Genomic DNA, 16446 nt, shown 5'->3' on the forward strand with positions numbered 1-16446 from the left:
CATCCACCGAAATGGACGGGGTATCAACTTTTGGCGTTGATTTTTGGCACGCTGTTGAGTTCTCAAGGAACGGACGCTTCCTTTGTACTCACCCTCTCGGGCTTTCCTCCGGGCTTTCGTTCTGTGTTGTTCTGTTCTTGCGTTTCCGACTCTATCAGACTCTTTCGGGCCTGACTCCCAGTCAGCGGGATTTGTCTTCCGGGCTGTTGGGCCCTTCCGACTCCCGAACTCTAGCCGATTTCCCCGGCAACCGATAATCGGGCCTTCGGAAAGGAATTCGGACATGCCGAATTCGTTCCCAGTGGGAGATCTTGCTGAGTTGGGTGCCGCAACGAGGCGGCGGGATCGTTGACACCAGAACCTATCGGCTCTGGGACAACTCGAAGAACCATACGGACCCGTGGGGTCGGTGTCAACCCTTCAGGTCAGGGCCTCGACTGGAGGTCTTCCACCCGGTCCAGCAGCCGGGTGAGCGCGTCTCCGAGGATCGCGCGCTCGGCCGTGGACAGGTCCTGGAGGAGGTCCTCCTCGAAGACCGTGGCCGCGCGCATCGCGTCCAGCCACTTGCTGCGGCCCTCGTCGGTGAGCTCCACGATCACGCGGACCCGGTTGGACTCGTCGCGCTCGCGCGTGACCAGTCCTTCCGCGGTCATGCGGTCGATCCGGTGCGTCATCGCCGCCGGCGTCAGACCCAGCTGCTTCGCGAGCTCGCTCGGGCCCATCCGGTAGGGGGCGCCGGAGATGACGAGCGCCTTGAGGACCTCCCACTCGGCGTTGCTGATGCCCAGGGCGGCGGTCTGGCGTCCGTACGCGACGTTCATGCGGCGGTTCAGTCGGCTCAATGCCGACACCACCTTCTCGACCTGGGGGTCGAGGTCCTGGAACTCGCGCTGGTAGACGGCGATCTGCTCATCGAGGCTCGGCTCGTGGACGGGCGTGGTGCCGTCGGGGGTGTCACCCATGCGTCGAAGTATGGCACGAGACCCATTGGCATCTAACTCCTTCGATGTGTAGAGTTAAGGATCGAACTTTAGGGATGAAGTCTTCAGGCTTCAGTTATCAAGGTGGTGAAAGTGACCAAGGTGATGGGCGCTGCGATGCGGCGGATCCAGGCCGGGAACGCGTTGACCGCGTTCGGCATCGGCTTCACGGTTCCGTTCCTCTACATCTATGTGGCGCAGGTGCGGGATCTGGGTTCCATGGCTGCCACGAGTGCGTTCGTGGCGTTCGCGCTGGGAGCTCTCGTCGCGCTGCCCTTCACCGGACGGGTCATCGACCGGCGTGGTCCGGTGCCCGTGGTCATGGGTGCGGCCGTCCTCGCCTCCGTGGGTGCGCTCGCGCTCGGGCTGTCCACGGGGGTCGTGCCGATCCTGTTGTCGGCATTGGCGCTGGGTGCCGGACAGGCCGTCATGCAGCCGGCGCTCGCCACGATGATCGTGTGGTGCTCGACCCCGGCGACGCGGACGCGCTCCTTCGCCCTGCAGTTCTTCCTGCAGAACCTCGGGCTGGGCATAGGCGGGCTCGTCGGCGGTCAGATCGTCGACGAGAGCCGGCCCGGCAGCTTCACCCTGCTGTTCGGCATCGAGGCCGTGATGTTCCTGGTGCTGGCGGCGGTCATCGCCACCGTGCGGATGCCGCAGGTGGCGGGCCTTCAGAACGCCATGCCGCAGAAGGGCGCGGCCCCGGTGGGCGGCGGCTGGAGGCGGCTGCTCGGGCACAAGGCGATGGTGCAGTTGTGCGTGCTGGGCTTCGTCCTCTTCTTCGCCTGCTACGGACAGTTCGAGTCGGGTCTGGCGGCCTTCGGTACGGAGGCTGCGGGGATATCCCCGTCCACGCTCGGTTTCGCGCTGGCCGCCAACACGGGTGCGATCGTGATCGCCCAGTTCGTGGTGCTGCGGCTCGTCGAGAAGCGGCGTCGGTCGCGGGTGATCGCGCTGGTCGGGCTGATCTGGACCGTGGCGTGGGTCATCGCCGGGTTCTCCGGGCTCGGGCACGGCAGCGCGATGATGGCCGCGGCCGCGTTCATCACGACGTACGCGCTGTTCGGCATAGGTGAGGCGATGCTGTCGCCGACGCTGGCTCCGCTGGTGGCCGATCTGGCGCCGGAGGGTTCGGTCGGGCAGTACAACTCGGCCTTCGCCCTGGTGAAGCAGATGGCGCTGGCGCTCGGGCCGCTCGGTGTGCCGCTCGGTGCGGGGATCCCGATGCTCTACATCGGACTGTTCGTGGTGGTCTCGCTGGGGATCGCCGGGTTGGCGTTGCGGCTCGGCAAGCAGTTGAGCCCCGTGCAGGACAATCCGTCGCTGAGCAGGGTCGTGGCGCAGGGCGGTCCGGCCGTCGGCGTGGGGAAGGCCGTCGCTTCGGAACCCGCGCACGTGTAGTCGTACGCAGGGATGCACGAAGTACGCGAAAGGCCCCGGTCCTGTGGACCGGGGCCTTTCGCGTGGGTGGCTACTTGTCCGGCAGGGCGAACTCGCACCAGACGGCCTTGCCGCCGCCGGGGGTGCGGCGGCTGCCCCAGGACGAGGCGATGGTGGCGACGATGGAGATGCCGCGGCCGGTCTCGTCGGCCGGTTCGGCGCGGCGCCGGCGCGGGAGGTGGTCGTCCCCGTCGGTGACTTCGACGATCAGGCGGCGGTCGGTGCGGCGCAGGCGCAGTCGCATGGGCGGGGTGCCGTGCTGGAGGGAATTCGCGACGAGTTCGCCGGCGGCCAGGACACCGAGGTCGCACAGTTCGACCGGGAACCGCCAGGAGGCGAGGACGCCCTGGGCGAAGGCGCGGGCGCGCGGGGCCGCCTCGATGCCGCCGAGGAGTTCGAGGGCGGCGTTGTGGAACAGCTCGGCGTCGGCTCCGGTGCGGGCGGGCTGTTGGAGGACCATCACGGCGACGTCGTCGTCGTGGTCGGCGTCCACGCCGAGGGCGCGCATGAGGCGGTCGCAGACGACGGCGGGGGTGCCCTGGGCACCGGAGAGGGCGCGTTCGAGAGTGGCGACGCCTTCGTCGATGTCCTCGCCGCGGCGTTCGACCAGGCCGTCGGTGTAGAGGACGGCGGTGGAGCCGGGGCCCAGCGCGATGGTGCCGGAGGTGTGCAGCCAGCCTCCGGTGCCGAGCGGCGGCCCGGTGGGGTCGGCGGCGCGGCGTACGGTGCCGTCCTCGTCGCGGACGAGGATCGGGAGGTGGCCGGCGGAGGCGTACGCCAGGAGGCCCTCGTTGGGGTCGTGGACGGCGTAGACGCAGGTGGCGATCTGGCTGGCGTCGATCTCGGCGGCGAGGCCGTCGAGGAGTTGGAGCACCTCGTGCGGAGGCAGGTCGAGGCGGGCGTAGGCCCGGACGGCGGTGCGGAGCTGGCCCATGACGGCGGCGGCGCGCACGCCGCGGCCCATGACGTCGCCGATGACGAGGGCGGTGCGGCCGGCGCCGAGGGTGATGACGTCGTACCAGTCGCCTCCGACGGCGGCCTCGGTGCCACCGGGTTGGTAGGTCGCTGCGACGCGGAGGTCGTCGGGCTGTTCCAGCTCCTGCGGGAGGAGGGAGCGCTGGAGGGTGACTGCGGCTTCGCGCTGGCGGCGCTCGCTCACGCGGAGCCGGTCGACGGCTTCGGCGTGGTCGGTGACGTCGGCGAGGTGGACGAGGATTCCGCTGTGGTGCGGATCGTCGGGGCCGTCGGCGTCGGTCTTCGGGAAGTCGACCGGGGTGCAGGTCACGGTGTAGGAGCTGCCGCCGCCGGGGGCGGTGCGGTTCTTGGCCGTACGGGGCTTGCCGCTGCGCTGGACCTGGTCGAGGAGTTCGAGGAGGCCGAGTTCGCCGAGTTCGGGCAGGGCCTCGTGCGCGGGGGCGCCGGGGGTTCGGGGGCCGAAGCCGGCGGTGTAGGCGTCGTTGACGTAGGCGACGCGGTGCTGGGGGCCGTGGACGAGCGCGACGAGGGCCGGGAGCAGGCCGAGGACCTCGCGCACGGACAGCTCGTCGAGGGCGGGGGCGGCGGCGAGCGGCGCCGTACCGGTGCCGGAGACGGTGGCGTCGCCGGGGCTGCCCTCCGGTGGGCTGGTGGGGTGGGCGGCGCCGCGGGCTGCCGGGACGGAGCCCTCACCCCGTTTGGCCTGGGCGACGGCGTGTTCGTTCCGCGCTGCGGCGCGGCGCTGCGTTCCGGGAAACCGGGCGCTCCAGCGCGTGAAGTTCACTGCGTTCAAGCCTCGTGGTGTCGCAAGTGGTCGCTGTGTCGCTCGTGGTCGGTCTCTGGACGGGAGATGCGGTGCGCGGACACCGCACGGTCACTCTGTGCAGGTGCGAGCGCACCTATGGTCACACGTCCAGTGTGGCGGACCGCACTGACAACGTCAGCCTTGGCTGTCCTGACTGTCCTGCGGGGGTTCGGGGGCGGGGCGGGGCTTGTGGTGTGCCGGGCCTCCGCCTGCGGCGAGTTCGAATTCTGCCCTGGGGTGTTCGAGTGAGCCTAGGGAGACGATCTCCCGCTTGAACAGACCTGAGAGGGTCCATTCCGCAAGGACGCGCATCTTGCGGTTGAAGGTGGGGACGCGGCTGAGGTGGTAGGCGCGGTGCATGAACCAGGCCGGGTAGCCCTTGATCTTGCGGCCGTAGACGTGGGCGACGCCCTTGTGGAGGCCGAGGGAGGCGACGGAGCCGACGTACCGGTGGGCGTACTCGGTGAGGACCTCGTCGCGCAGGGCGGCGACGAGGTTGTCGGCGAGTTGCTTGGCCTGGCGGACGGCGTGTTGCGCGTTGGGGGCGCAGGTGTGGCCCGGTTCGGCGGCGGTGATGTCGGGGACGGCGGCGGCGTCGCCGGCGGCCCAGGCGTGTTCGACGTCTTTGACGGTGAGGAAGGAGGTGCAGGTGAGGCGCCCGTGTTCGTTCCTGGGGAGGTCGGAGGCGGCGAGGACGGGGTGGGGTTTGACGCCGGCGGTCCAGACGACGGTGCGGGTGGGGAAGCGGGAGCCGTCGCTGAGGACGGCGACGCGGTCCTCGCAGGAGTCGAGGCGCGTTTCCAGCCGGACGTCGATGTTGCGGCGCCGCAGTTCACGGACCGTGTAGGTGCCCATCTCCGGGCCGACTTCGGGGAGGATCCGATCGCTGGCCTCGACCAGCACCCACTTCATGTCCTCGGGCTTGACGTTGTGGTAGTACCGGGCGGCGTAGCGCGCCATGTCCTCCAGTTCGCCGAGCGCTTCGACGCCCGCGTATCCGCCGCCGACGAAGACGAAGGTCAGGGCCGCGTCGCGGATCGCCGGATCGCGCGTGGAGGAGGCGATGTCCATCTGTTCGATGACGTGGTTGCGCAGGCCGATGGCCTCTTCGACGGTCTTGAACCCGATGGCGTAGTCGGCGAGGCCGGGGATGGGGAGGGTGCGGGAGACCGAGCCGGGCGCGAGGACGATCTCGTCGTACTCGATCTCGATCGCGCCGGTGCCCTCCTCGGCGGTGGCGAGGGTGGTGATGGTCGCGGTGCGCTTGGCGTGGTCGATGCTCCTGGCCTCGCCGATGACGATGCGGCAGCGGTCGAGGACGCGGCGCAGCGGTACGACGACGTGGCGGGGTGAGATCGAGCCGGCGGCGGCCTCCGGAAGGAAGGGCTGATAGGTCATGTACGGCTCGGGTGTGACCACCGTGACCTCGGCCTCGCCGGATCTCAGCTTTCGCTGGAGGCCCAGGGCCGTGTACATGCCGACGTAGCCGCCGCCGACGATGAGGATGCGCGTGCGGGGCGGGGTACCGGGGGCGTCGCCCCGGGAGTTAGCAGCCTTCACCATCCCATGACGCAACGTGGCTGGGAGTTTGTCCACAGGCCCGACAAGTTGTGTGACCGGTGGGGGTGCCGGGACGGGACTGCCGCAGGGGCCTGGAGGGGGTGAAGGTTCGCAGGTCAGGGCGTGCGGAGGCGGAGATTCCGGGGGCTTCCTGGGGAAAAGTGGGGGTCAATGCTCCGATCGGGCGGCGGCCGGTCCGGGGCTGCCTCTTCTGAATTGACTCTGGCTCAACTATGTTCGTATCTCGTCGAGGAGTAGGACCGGGGCCCTCATGACCGTGGCCCCCCTCGATGTGAAGGCGGGGAGTGTCTCCGGGGGGAGACAAATGATTACCGGGGGATACATATGCACATTTCCGATTTCCATGGTTCTGCCACCGCTCTGTCTGCCGAGAGCGGCGGCCGCGTGATGACGGGCACGACGACCCACGGGGTGGGTCGCTCGACGCCGCTGCGCGTGGACGCTCAGCGCAACCTCGAACACGTCCTGCGCGCGGCTCGCGAGGTATTCGGCGAGCTGGGCTACGGGGCTCCGATGGAGGACGTGGCGCGCCGCGCCCGCGTCGGTGTCGGCACCGTCTACCGGCGGTTCCCGAGCAAGGACGTCCTGGTCCGCCGCATAGCGGAGGAGGAGACCGCCAGGCTCACCGAGCAGGCCAAGTCCGCGCTGGGCCAGGAGGAGGAGCCGTGGCAGGCACTGTCGCGCTTCCTGCGCACCTCCGTGGCCTCCGGCGCGGGGCGGCTGCTGCCGCCGCAGATCCTGCGGGTCGACGCGGACGGGGAGGACGGGGCCGAGCAGGCGCCGGTCGCCGCGGCGCGTGTTCCGCACCAGCGTCAGGCCGTCGTGGGCGGTGCGCCCGACCTCCGGGTCGTGGGCGCGCGGCACTCCGTCGAGGACGAGCTCGCGGACGACTCCGGCGCGGGTGCGCTGCTGGAGGTCGTCGGACGCCTGGTGGACCGCGCCCGGGAGGCCGGTGAGCTGCGCGCGGATGTGACGGTGGCCGATGTGCTGCTGGTCATCGCGACGGCGGCGCCGGCGCTGCCGGACCCTGCCCAGCAGGCCGCGGCTTCGGCCCGACTGCTGGACATCCTGCTCGAAGGGCTGCGTTCCCGGACAGCGTGAGGGGGCGCGGTCGCCGGGGGGCGACGCCTGCGGGGCGCTGCCTTCGGGTGACGTGCGGTGCGGTCGCCGGGAGCGGTGCCTCGGGCGGCGTTTCCGGGCGGTGCCTTCGGGTGGCGCTTCCTGCTGATGTGCGGTGCGGTCGCCGGGAGCGGTGCTTCCGGGTGGTGGCCGCGCGTGTTTCGGGCCGGGACGCGGGCCGGTACGGGGCCAACACTCGGCCCCTACGGACCGGTTCCGGCGCTGCGCGGGGGTGATGCGTCGAAGGCGTGTGCCTCGGGTGCTTCGCCCGGCCGGTCGGTCGGCGTCGGGGTTGGCGGCTGGGTGCCGGGTGACTGCGCGGAGCGAAGCCGGGTCGTATGTGACGTGACGCCGGGTGGTTCACCCAGCTGCGGTGGGGGGCGCGGGAGGTGGTCGGTGGTTCGAACAGCGATGGACGTCACGGGAGTTGATCGAACGGGCGGTAGCTCGAACGAGTGAGGATCGGTGCGGCGAATCGCTTGATCTTGCCCGGATGAGTGGATGCCGCTCGGAGCGGGTGGGGGCGCCTTCGCCGTGTGCCACGCTGGATCGGTGTACCGGTTGAGTGTGGCGTGCGGGGGCTTCCGCGATGAGCTTTGACGGGCGGGACGAGTCTCGCGGTGGTGCTGGTGGCGAGGTCGAGTCGGGCAGCCTGCCCGCCCGTCAGGTCCCGGCCCAGCGCGAACCACACGGCCGACATGCCGCCCCGGTGGCGGGCGGCACCGATCTCCCCCCGTCCGACGCGGACTTGGTCGCCCGGATGCGCGGCGGCGACGACGGCGCGTACGAGGAACTCTTCCGGCGGCACGCCGACGCGGTCCGCCGCTACGCCCGTACCTGTTGCCGCGACGGACACACCGCCGACGATCTGACCGCCGAGGTGTTCGCGCGGACGCTGCAGGCGGTGCGCGGCGGGGCCGGGCCGGACCAGTCGGTGCGGGCCTACCTGCTCACCACCGTCCGGCGGGTCGCGGCGACGTGGGCGAAGACCGCCAGGCGGGAGCAGCTCGTCGAGGACTTCGCCCTGTTCGCGGAGCAGTCGACGGGAGCCGAGTCCGCGTCCGCGCTGAGCGGGTCCGACACCCTCGAACTGGGCGCGGACGTACGGGCGATGCACGAGGCCGAGCAGTCGCTGGCCATGCAGGCCTTCCGGAGCCTGCCCGAGCGGTGGCAGGCCGTGCTGTGGCACACCACCGTCGAGGAGGCCTCGCCGAGTGCGATCGCCCCGTTGTTCGGGCTCAGCGCCAACGCGACGGCGGTCCTGGCCGGCCGGGCCCGGGAGGGCCTCAAGCAGGCGTACCTCCAGGCCCATGTGAGTTCCGCGCTCAGCTCGGGCGGGGACTGCGCGCGGTACGCGGACCGGCTGGGCGCGTACGCCCGGGGCGGGCTGCGGATGCGGGCGGAACGGGGGCTGCGCAAGCACCTGGAGGAGTGCGCCAAGTGCCGCGTCGCCGCCGGGGAGCTGAAGGACGTCAACGCCGGGATCCCCGCGCTGCTGCCGGTCGCGGTCATCGGGTGGTTCGCCGCCGGGTACGCCGCCAAGGCGGCCGGGGTGGTGGCCGGTGGGGCCGTGGCCGCGAGCGGGGCCGGAGCGGCCGCCGCCACGGCGGGCGGATCATCGGCGGGAGCAGGAGTCGGGGCGGGCGCGGCGGCCGGGGCCGGCAGTGCCGGTGCGGGTGGGGCCGGGGGTGCGGGCGCCGGCGCCGGGGGTGCGGCCGTGTCGGAGGGGCTGGGGTTGCCGGCCAAGGCCGCCATCGCGGCCGGGATCGCGGTCGCGGCGGCGGCCGGGGTGGTGTTCGCGCTGGCCGGGGACGAGCCCGAGCCGCAGGCCCCGGCGAAGCCGGCGCCCGGGGTGGCGGCGCCGGCCGTGCCGGTGGTGCCGAAGCCGAGCCCGTCGCCCACGCCGCCGGGGTCGACTCCGGTGGGGGCTCCGGCTCCGGCCGCGCGGGCCTCCGTACCGCCGCGCCGTACGAGTACGCCCCCTGCCCCGGCGGCCTCCGCGCCGGCCCCGGTGCGGCCCTCGGCTGCGAAGCCGGCCCCGGTGACCACCCGGCCGGGGCCCGCGCCAACGCGGGCGAAGCCCTCGCCGACCCCGCCGGCCACCCCGGCGCCGCAGCCCCCGCAGGGGTTCCCGTTGGCCCGGCTCGGCCATTCGGCGTACGGGTCGCACAGTGGCCCGGAGCTGGAGACCTGGCGCAGCAGCTGGGTGTGGCAGCGGTGGGGGCCGGCGATCGGGGGGCAGCGGTTCGGGCAGGGGATCACGGTCAACTCCCGTTCCTCGGTGGAGATCACCCTGAACCGCCGGTGCAGCGCCTTCTCGGCGCGGGCCGGGGTGGACGGGCTGTCGCTGCTGACCGACGGCACGGTGCGGTTCTCCGTCTACGGCGACGGGCAACGGCTGTGGCGGTCGGGCGTCCTCGGCTACGGGGACGCCCCCGAGGCGGTGAACGTTTCGCTGGCCGGGCGCGCGACGCTGCGGCTGGTGGTGGAGCAGGTCGTGCGGGGGAAGTTGCCGACGCTGGCGAGCTGGGCCGACGCGGTGATCAGCTGCCGCTGAGCCGGTCGGCGGCGCCGCCGGGGCCGGCAGGGAGGCGGCGACCGCCGGTGGTGGCGGGCCGGCGTCGGACGGCGCTCGCGCGGCCGCCGACCCGGCGCGCGCGGGAGCCACGTCATGGGGCCGTACGCGGAGCAGCCCCCTCGCGGCGGGGTTCGTTCAGCGGTCCGCCGGCCTGCGCAGGTGGTCCGGGGCCGCCGGTCGGAGCCGGAGGGGAACGCCGGGGGCGAGGCGGCCGAGCGGGGTGTCGAGGACGGGGACGGCCCGCCGGCGCGGCGTCGAGGTGCCGGTCCAACAGGTGCCGCGACGGGCGAGGAGGCGGCGCAGCCACAGTTCCATCGAGACGAGTTCCGCGAGCCCGTCGAGCGGCACGGGCCGGCCGTCGGCGGCGTCGAGCAGCGCCTGACGAACGACCCGGGCTTCGATCAGGCCCGCGTCGGCGAGCAGCGGGGCCGCGAAGAGCGCGAGGAGTTCCTGGAGGGCGGCGCGCAGCCCGAGGCGGGTCGCGCTCTCGTTCGGGGCGTGCTCGGTGACCCCCCAGTCGGGCGGCAGTTCGCGTACGCCGGTGGCGGCCAGCACGCTGCGCAGGATCGCGGCGCGGGCCCCGGGTTGCACCCGCAGGGATTCCGGCAGGGCCCGCGCGGCCCGTACGACCTGGTTGTCGAGGAACGGCGCGTGCAGGCGCTGGCTGCGCACCTCCACGGCCTGCTCGAAGACCCGGTGGTCGGCGGCGTGCCGGGTCAGCACGGAGCGGGCGCGGGCCTCGCCGGGGCGCAGGGAGAGCGGCGGTCGTCCCGCGGCGGCGCCCAGCCGGATCGATACTTCCGCGAGGGCCTCGCCGGTCAGCCAAGCCGCGGCGGGTCCGGGCCGGGACCAGGTGAGGGCGGCGAGGGAGGCGTCGACGGCGCTGCTCACGTTGCCCCCGACGGCCCCTTCGCGCAGCCGGGCCGCGGCGGCCTCGATGCCCGCGCGGTACGGCGTACGGGCGAGGCGGCGGGCCGCGGAGTACACGGTGAGCGGGACGAGGAGGGACTCTCCGGAGGCCGACGCGGAGCGGGCGAGCGCGGCGACGGGCCGCAGCAGGTGCCGGCGTCGGCGGTCCAGGAGGAGGTCGGCCATGCGGGCGGGGTGGGCGTCGAGGACCTGGCGGGCGCCGTGGCCGACGAAGTGGTCGGCGGAGCCGGCGGCCAGGCGGCGGCGTTCGCGGGCGGCGACGACGAGGGAGGGGCCGGGTTCGTCGGTGAGCGGACCGTCGAGTTCCGCGTAGGGCAGGGCCTCTTCGGCGGCGGCGACGACGACGTGGTGCAGCCGGGGGTCGGCGGCGATGGCGTGGGCGCGCGCGAGTTCGGCCTCGCGGCCCTGCGGGGTGGCGAGGTCGTTGAAGGTGACGGCGAGCAGCCGCGAGCCCGAGCCGGGGATGGTGCCGGGTGCGCCGGGCATGCCGGCGGCGAGCAGGGCGAGGGTGGCGGAGGCGCTGCCGCCGGACAGGTCGGCGCCCACGCCGGGTGCGGGCGCCCCGCGGGCCGCGCGCCGGTCGGCGGGTCCCATTCCGGGCACCGGGCCCGGATCGGGAACAACTGTTTCGGGAGCATGCCGGGGCGCCGTGAGCCGGGCGCGCACCGCGTCGACCAAAGCTTCCCGTACGCCCTCCACCGCGCGCTCGGCGTCGGCCTCGGGCGTGGCCACGGCGAGGGAGGCCACGGGTTCGTAGCCGGTGATCTCGCGGGAGCCCTCGCGCAGGATCAGCGTGTGGCCGGGCGGGATGCGCTTGACGCCCGTGTACGGTGTGCCGTCGCCCAGCGCCTCGGGGCTGTCGGGGCAGGCCAGGAGGGCGGCGAGGTGGCCCACGTCGAGCTGGGCCTCGATGAGGTCGGCGAGCGGGAGGGCGGCGGTGGCGTACGCGGTGCCACCGGCCCAGGGCGTGTAGAACACGGGCCGGGCACCGGCGAGGTCGCCGAGGACGGTGATGCGGCGGCCGGCCTGGACGACGGCGGTGTAGCTGCCGGACCACTGGGTCAGGTGGCGCAGGGCGCCGCCGCGGGCCGCGTAGAGGGCGCGTCTGAGCTCTGCGTCGGTGGCGCCGCAGCAGCCGAGGACGGCCAGGCGGGTGAAGGGGTCCGCGGGGTCGGCGGTGACGGTGCGGATCTCGTCGGGGCGCCAGTCGCCGACGGCCCACAGCGGGTCGGGGTCGCCCCACAGGAGTTGGGCGCCGACGGGGTGGACGGTGCGGTCGGCGTCCTGGGCGGCGGGGTCGTCGGGGTGGGCTGCGTCCGCGATGCCGCCCCGGGTCCGGTCCCCGTACGGGCCCCGGCCGTTGGCGGCGGAGTCACGCCCGTCCGAAGCCCCGTAGGCGTCCGAAGCCCCGTACGCACCCGGTGTCGCTCGGCCCGTCCCCCGGCCGGAGACGCGCCCGGCCGTGCCGAAGCTCGCGGCGATACTGCTCCAGCCGACCAACCAGCGCACCGCCGCCTCCCCCAGCCTGTGGGCACATGACCGGGGCGGTGCACGGCTCGGACGACGCTGTCGTCGCTGAGGGCGCGGCCGGCGGGACCCCGGGTGGCTCGGGTCCATGCTGCCACGTGATGGGCGTGCGAGAGCGACTTCGGGGGGCGCACATGTAAACGAATACGCCCCGGCCACACGGTATTTGGCGTTCCGTTCCCACCGCCCCATAGGTCGGTTTCGGCCATTCTTCGACCGTACTGAGTACGTGCGCGCGTCGCCGCCGGCTATGGCGGCGGGCGCGGTCCGGGAGGCGGGTTCCACCCCCCGGACCGTTCCGCCACCCGCGGGGATTGGGGTAGCGGCATCCCCCGGCCCACCTGGTCCACGTGGCGGGCCGACCCACGCACCGCACATCGAATCGCCGGGCCCCGGCACGGGCCAGAGCGCACGGCCGGGCGCACGGCCACACGGCCGGAGCACGGACTGACACGTGCGCCCCGGGCCCGGGCACCGCCCCGACTGTGCGTGCGGACAACAATCCCGCCATACGGAACTCGGGGCCTTAACGCTTGGGAGGCGGGGAACTACGCTGGGTTTACGAAATGCCGGGCGCCTATGCCCCGGCGTCGTCTGCGTTCCGCGTGTGACGAGGGGTGGCGCATGTCCAGGGAGCTCCGCGAGCCCAACGAGAAGCTCGGCGCCGTCCTCGCCCTGGCGGGCATCAGCAACGCCGGGCTGGCCCGGCGGGTCAACGACCTCGGCGCACAGCGCGGTCTGACGCTTCGCTACGACAAGACCTCGGTCGCCCGCTGGGTGTCGAAGGGGATGGTGCCGCAGGGCGCGGCCCCGCACCTGATCGCCGCCGCCATCGGGGCGAAGCTGGGCCGGCCCGTGCCGCTGCACGAGATCGGACTGGCGGACGCGGATCCGGCGCCCGAGGTCGGACTGGCCTTCCCCCGCGACATCGGCGCGGCCGTCCGCTCCGCCACCGACCTCTACCGGCTGGACCTCGCCGGGCGGCGCGGTGGTGGCGGGATCTGGCAGTCCCTCGCCGGATCCTTCGCGGTCTCCGCGTACGCGACGCCCGCCTCCCGCTGGCTGATATCTCCGGCCGACAGCTCGGTGGCGCGCGAACCGGACCCGGCACCCGATTCCGGTACGTCGCCCACCCCGACCGGCGCCCCTCGCCCCGCCCCGGCGGCCCGCCCCGCCACCGCGACCCGGCAGCCCGCCCCGACCCGGCCGGCAGCCGTACTCCCCGCGCAGGACGTTGTGCCCGCGCCGCCCGGAAGCGAAACCGCGCCGACGGCGCCCCCGGCCGGCTCCGCGCCGACGGAGGGTTCCCCGCAGCGGGTCGGGCACAGCGACGTGACGAAGCTGCGCGAGGCCGCCGAGGAGGCGCGCCGCTGGGACTCCAAGTACGGCGGCGGGGACTGGCGTTCGTCGATGGTCCCCGAGTGCCTGCGGATGGACGCGGCGCCGCTGCTGCTCGGCTCCTACACCGACGAAGTGGGCCGCGCCCTCTTCGGCGCGACCGCCGAACTGACCCGGTTGGCCGGCTGGATGGCCTTCGACACCGGCCAGCAGGAGGCGGCCCAGCGCTACTACATCCAGGCCCTGCGGCTGGCCCGCGCGGCCGCCGACGTACCGCTCGGCGGCTACGTCCTGGCCTCCATGTCGCTCCAGGCCACCTACCGGGACTTCCCCGACGAGGGCGTGGACCTCGCCCAGGCCGCCGTGGAACGCAACCGCGGCCTCGCCACCTCCCGCACCATGAGCTTCTTCCACCTCGTCGAGGCGCGGGCGCACGCGAAGGCGGGCGACTCGGTGGCCGCCGGGACGGCGTTGCGCGCCGCCGAGGGCTGGCTGGAGCGCTCCCGCGACGGCGACGGCGACCCGACCTGGCTCGGTTTCTACTCGTACGACCGTTTCGCGGCGGATGCGGCGGAATGCTATCGGGACCTCAAACTCCCCCGTCAGGCGCGCCGCTTCACCGAACAGGCCCTGTCCCGCCCGACCGAGGAGTACGCGCGCTCGCACGGGCTGCGGCTGGTCGTCAGCGCGGTCGCCGAACTCGAGTCGGGCAACCTCGACGCGGCGTGCGCGGCCGGCACCCGCGCGGTGGAGGTCGCGGGCCGGATCTCCTCGGCCCGGACGAACGAGTACGTACGGGACCTGCTGCACCGGCTCGAACCGTACGGGGACGAACCGCGCGTCGCGGAGCTCCGCGAGCGGGCTCGGCCGCTGCTGGTGACACCCGCGTAGCCGCATTGTCGGTGGCGGGGTGCAGTATGCAGGGGTGGGAGGTGTCAGCGTGGACTGCGACGTGCTGGTGATCGGTGGTGGGATCGTCGGCCTGTCGACCGCGCATGCCCTTTCACGGCTGGCCCCGGGGACGCGCGTGGTCGTCCTGGAGAAGGAGGCCGGCCCCGCCCGGCACCAGACGGGCCGCAACAGCGGGGTGATCCACAGCGGCATCTACTACCGCCCCGGCTCGCTCAAGGCACGCTTCGCGGTGCGCGGGGCCGCCGAGATGGTCAAGTTCTGCGCCGAGCACGACATCCCGCACGAGGTCACCGGCAAGCTGATCGTCGCCACCGAACGCCGGGAGCTCCCCCGCCTGCACTCCCTCGTCCAGCGCGGCCGGGAGAACGGCATCCCGGTCCGCGAACTGGGCCCGGCGCAGATCGCCGAGTACGAGCCGGAGGTCCACGGCCTCGCCGCGATCCACGTCGGCACCACGGGCATCGTCGACTACGGGCGGGTGGCGGCGCAGCTCGCGGAGTCCTCCGGCGCGGAGATCGTCTACGGCGGCGCGGTGGACCTCGTCTCCCGCCGGCCCTCGGCGGTGGCGGTGCGCACGACGTCCGGCCTGGTGGTCCGGGCGAAGGTGCTGGTGAACTGCGCGGGCCTGCAGTGCGACCGGATCGCCCGGCTGGCCGGCGACGACCCGGGCATGCGGATCATCCCGTTCCGCGGTGAGTACTACGACCTGGCCCGCCCGGACCTGGTCCGGGGCCTGGTGTACCCGGTGCCCGACCCGGCGTTCCCCTTCCTCGGCGTCCACCTCACCCGGGGCATCGGCGGCGGCGTCCACGTCGGGCCGAACGCGGTGCCCGCGCTGGCCCGCGAGGGCTACGGCTGGTCCACCGTCCGCCCCCGCGACATCGGCTCCGAGCTGACCTGGCCGGGATCCTGGCGGCTGGGCGCGCGGCACTGGCGGTACGGGGCGGGCGAGATCCGCCGCTCCCTGTCGAAGCGGGCGTTCACCGAGGCCGTACGCCGCCTGCTGCCCGCCGTCACCGCCGCGGACCTCACCCCGGCCGCGGCCGGCGTCCGCGCGCAGGCGGTGCTGCGGGACGGAACCCTGGTCGACGACTTCCTGATCCGCGAGGCCCCCCGCACGGTGCACGTCCTCAACGCCCCCTCCCCCGCCGCGACCGCCTCCCTCCCCATCGGCCGCGAAGTAGCCACCCGAGCCCTCCACACCCTCCACACCGCTTGACCCCCACACCGCGGGTCCGGGGGGTGCGCCGGCCGGGGCCGCCGCCCACCCCGACCCTGCACCGCCACCGACCCCACCCCCCACCTCCCGGCCGGGGCACCGCACCCCCCACCCCCCACGTCGTAGAATCTCGGCATTGTGTCTGAGTCCCCGAACCCCCAGCCCAGCCTCCCGGAGACCGCGCCGGAGGCGTCCTCGTACGTGCCCCCCAAGTGGCGCACCGAGCCCCGCTTCCCCGACGGCCCCGCCCCCGATCCGGCCGGCTCGCACCACGAGCGCCGCATCCGCAGCTTCCAGCCCCGCCGCAGCCGGGTGACCACCGGCCAGGGCGAAGCCCTGAAGCGGCTCTGGGGCACCTGGGGCCTCGACATCGACGGCCACGAGGTCATCGACCTCAAGCGGCTCTTCGACGGGCTCCCCGTGGTCCTGGAGATCGGCTTCGGCATGGGCGAGGCCACCGCCCAGATGGCCGCCGCCGACCCCGACACCGGCATCCTCGCCGCCGACGTGCACACCCCCGGCCAGGGCAACCTCCTCGCCCTCGCGGAGCGGGGCGGCCTCAGCAACGTCCGGGTGGCCAACGGCGACGCGATCATCCTGCTCCGCGAGATGCTGCCGCCGGACTCCCTCGCCGGGCTGCGCGTGTACTTCCCGGACCCCTGGCCCAAGGCCCGTCACCACAAGCGTCGGCTGATCCAGCCCGAGTTCCTCGACCTGGCCGCCACCCGCCTGGCCCCCGGCGCGGTCCTGCACTGTGCGACGGACTGGGAGCCGTACGCCGAGCAGATGCTCGAAGTCCTCACCGCGCACCCCGAGTTCGAGAACACCCAGCAGGACGGCGGCTACGCCCCGCGCCCCGACTTCCGGCCGCTCACCCGGTTCGAGGGCCAAGGTCTGGACAAGGGGCACGTGGTCCACGACCTCCTCTTCCGCCGCGCGGAACACCGCGCTCCCGGCGTCCTCACCGACCCCATCGGCCTCACCAACCCCACCCTTCCCAGCACGAACTGACCAACGTCACTCCGGGTGTCCGACCCGCTCG

Annotated in this window: 10 protein-coding genes; 6 read left to right on the plus strand and 4 right to left on the minus strand. The window is 73.5% G+C overall.

Annotated elements, in window-relative coordinates; translation table 11 throughout:
- Positions 1 to 425: 425 nt before the first annotated feature.
- Entirely contained in the window at positions 426 to 962 is a 537-nt protein-coding gene (locus tag AB0D46_RS00005; RefSeq protein WP_362874952.1) for a MarR family transcriptional regulator, read from the minus strand.
- Between the two features lie 123 nt (positions 963 to 1085).
- Here AB0D46_RS00005 and AB0D46_RS00010 point away from each other — a divergent pair, with 123 nt between their 5' ends.
- On the plus strand, positions 1086 to 2381 hold the full coding sequence (locus AB0D46_RS00010; RefSeq protein ID WP_362875447.1) for an MFS transporter: 1296 nt from the start codon (positions 1086 to 1088) through the stop codon (positions 2379 to 2381).
- 70 nt (positions 2382 to 2451) lie between these two features.
- On the opposite strand, the gene AB0D46_RS00015 is transcribed toward AB0D46_RS00010, so the two are convergent.
- Entirely contained in the window at positions 2452 to 4179 is a 1728-nt protein-coding gene (locus AB0D46_RS00015; protein WP_362875448.1) for an ATP-binding SpoIIE family protein phosphatase, read from the minus strand.
- A gap of 156 nt (positions 4180 to 4335) precedes the next feature.
- Positions 4336 to 5763 (minus strand): NAD(P)/FAD-dependent oxidoreductase, encoded by a 1428-nt coding sequence (locus tag AB0D46_RS00020; RefSeq protein ID WP_362874953.1) that lies wholly within the window; start codon positions 5761 to 5763, stop codon positions 4336 to 4338.
- A 342-nt stretch (positions 5764 to 6105) separates the two neighbouring features.
- Between AB0D46_RS00020 and AB0D46_RS00025 the strand changes: the two genes are divergently transcribed.
- Positions 6106 to 6882 (plus strand): helix-turn-helix domain-containing protein, encoded by a 777-nt coding sequence (locus tag AB0D46_RS00025; RefSeq protein ID WP_362874954.1) that lies wholly within the window; start codon positions 6106 to 6108, stop codon positions 6880 to 6882.
- A 607-nt stretch (positions 6883 to 7489) separates the two neighbouring features.
- Complete coding sequence (locus AB0D46_RS00030; protein ID WP_362874955.1) at positions 7490 to 9457, plus strand: sigma-70 family RNA polymerase sigma factor; 1968 nt, start codon at positions 7490 to 7492, stop codon at positions 9455 to 9457.
- 156 nt (positions 9458 to 9613) lie between these two features.
- On the opposite strand, the gene AB0D46_RS00035 is transcribed toward AB0D46_RS00030, so the two are convergent.
- On the minus strand, positions 9614 to 11731 hold the full coding sequence (locus AB0D46_RS00035; RefSeq protein ID WP_362875449.1) for an asparagine synthase-related protein: 2118 nt from the start codon (positions 11729 to 11731) through the stop codon (positions 9614 to 9616).
- A gap of 828 nt (positions 11732 to 12559) precedes the next feature.
- Here AB0D46_RS00035 and AB0D46_RS00040 point away from each other — a divergent pair.
- The 3 genes from AB0D46_RS00040 to trmB all read left to right on the plus strand — a co-directional run bounded on the left by AB0D46_RS00040 (position 12560) and on the right by trmB (position 16415).
- Complete coding sequence (locus AB0D46_RS00040) at positions 12560 to 14164, plus strand: sporulation protein (RefSeq protein ID WP_362874956.1); 1605 nt, start codon at positions 12560 to 12562, stop codon at positions 14162 to 14164.
- 19 nt (positions 14165 to 14183) lie between these two features.
- Positions 14184 to 15404 carry an L-2-hydroxyglutarate oxidase gene (lhgO, locus tag AB0D46_RS00045; RefSeq protein WP_362874957.1) on the plus strand — a complete coding sequence of 407 codons (1221 nt, stop codon included), beginning with the start codon at positions 14184 to 14186 and terminating at the stop codon, positions 15402 to 15404.
- Positions 15405 to 15605: 201 nt separating this feature from the next.
- Positions 15606 to 16415 carry a tRNA (guanosine(46)-N7)-methyltransferase TrmB gene (gene trmB, locus AB0D46_RS00050; protein ID WP_362875450.1) on the plus strand — a complete coding sequence of 270 codons (810 nt, stop codon included), beginning with the start codon at positions 15606 to 15608 and terminating at the stop codon, positions 16413 to 16415.
- Positions 16416 to 16446 lie beyond the last annotated feature (31 nt).

It is taken from the genome of Streptomyces sp. NPDC048383 (assembly GCF_040651775.1).
Lineage (GTDB): Bacteria > Actinomycetota > Actinomycetes > Streptomycetales > Streptomycetaceae > Streptomyces.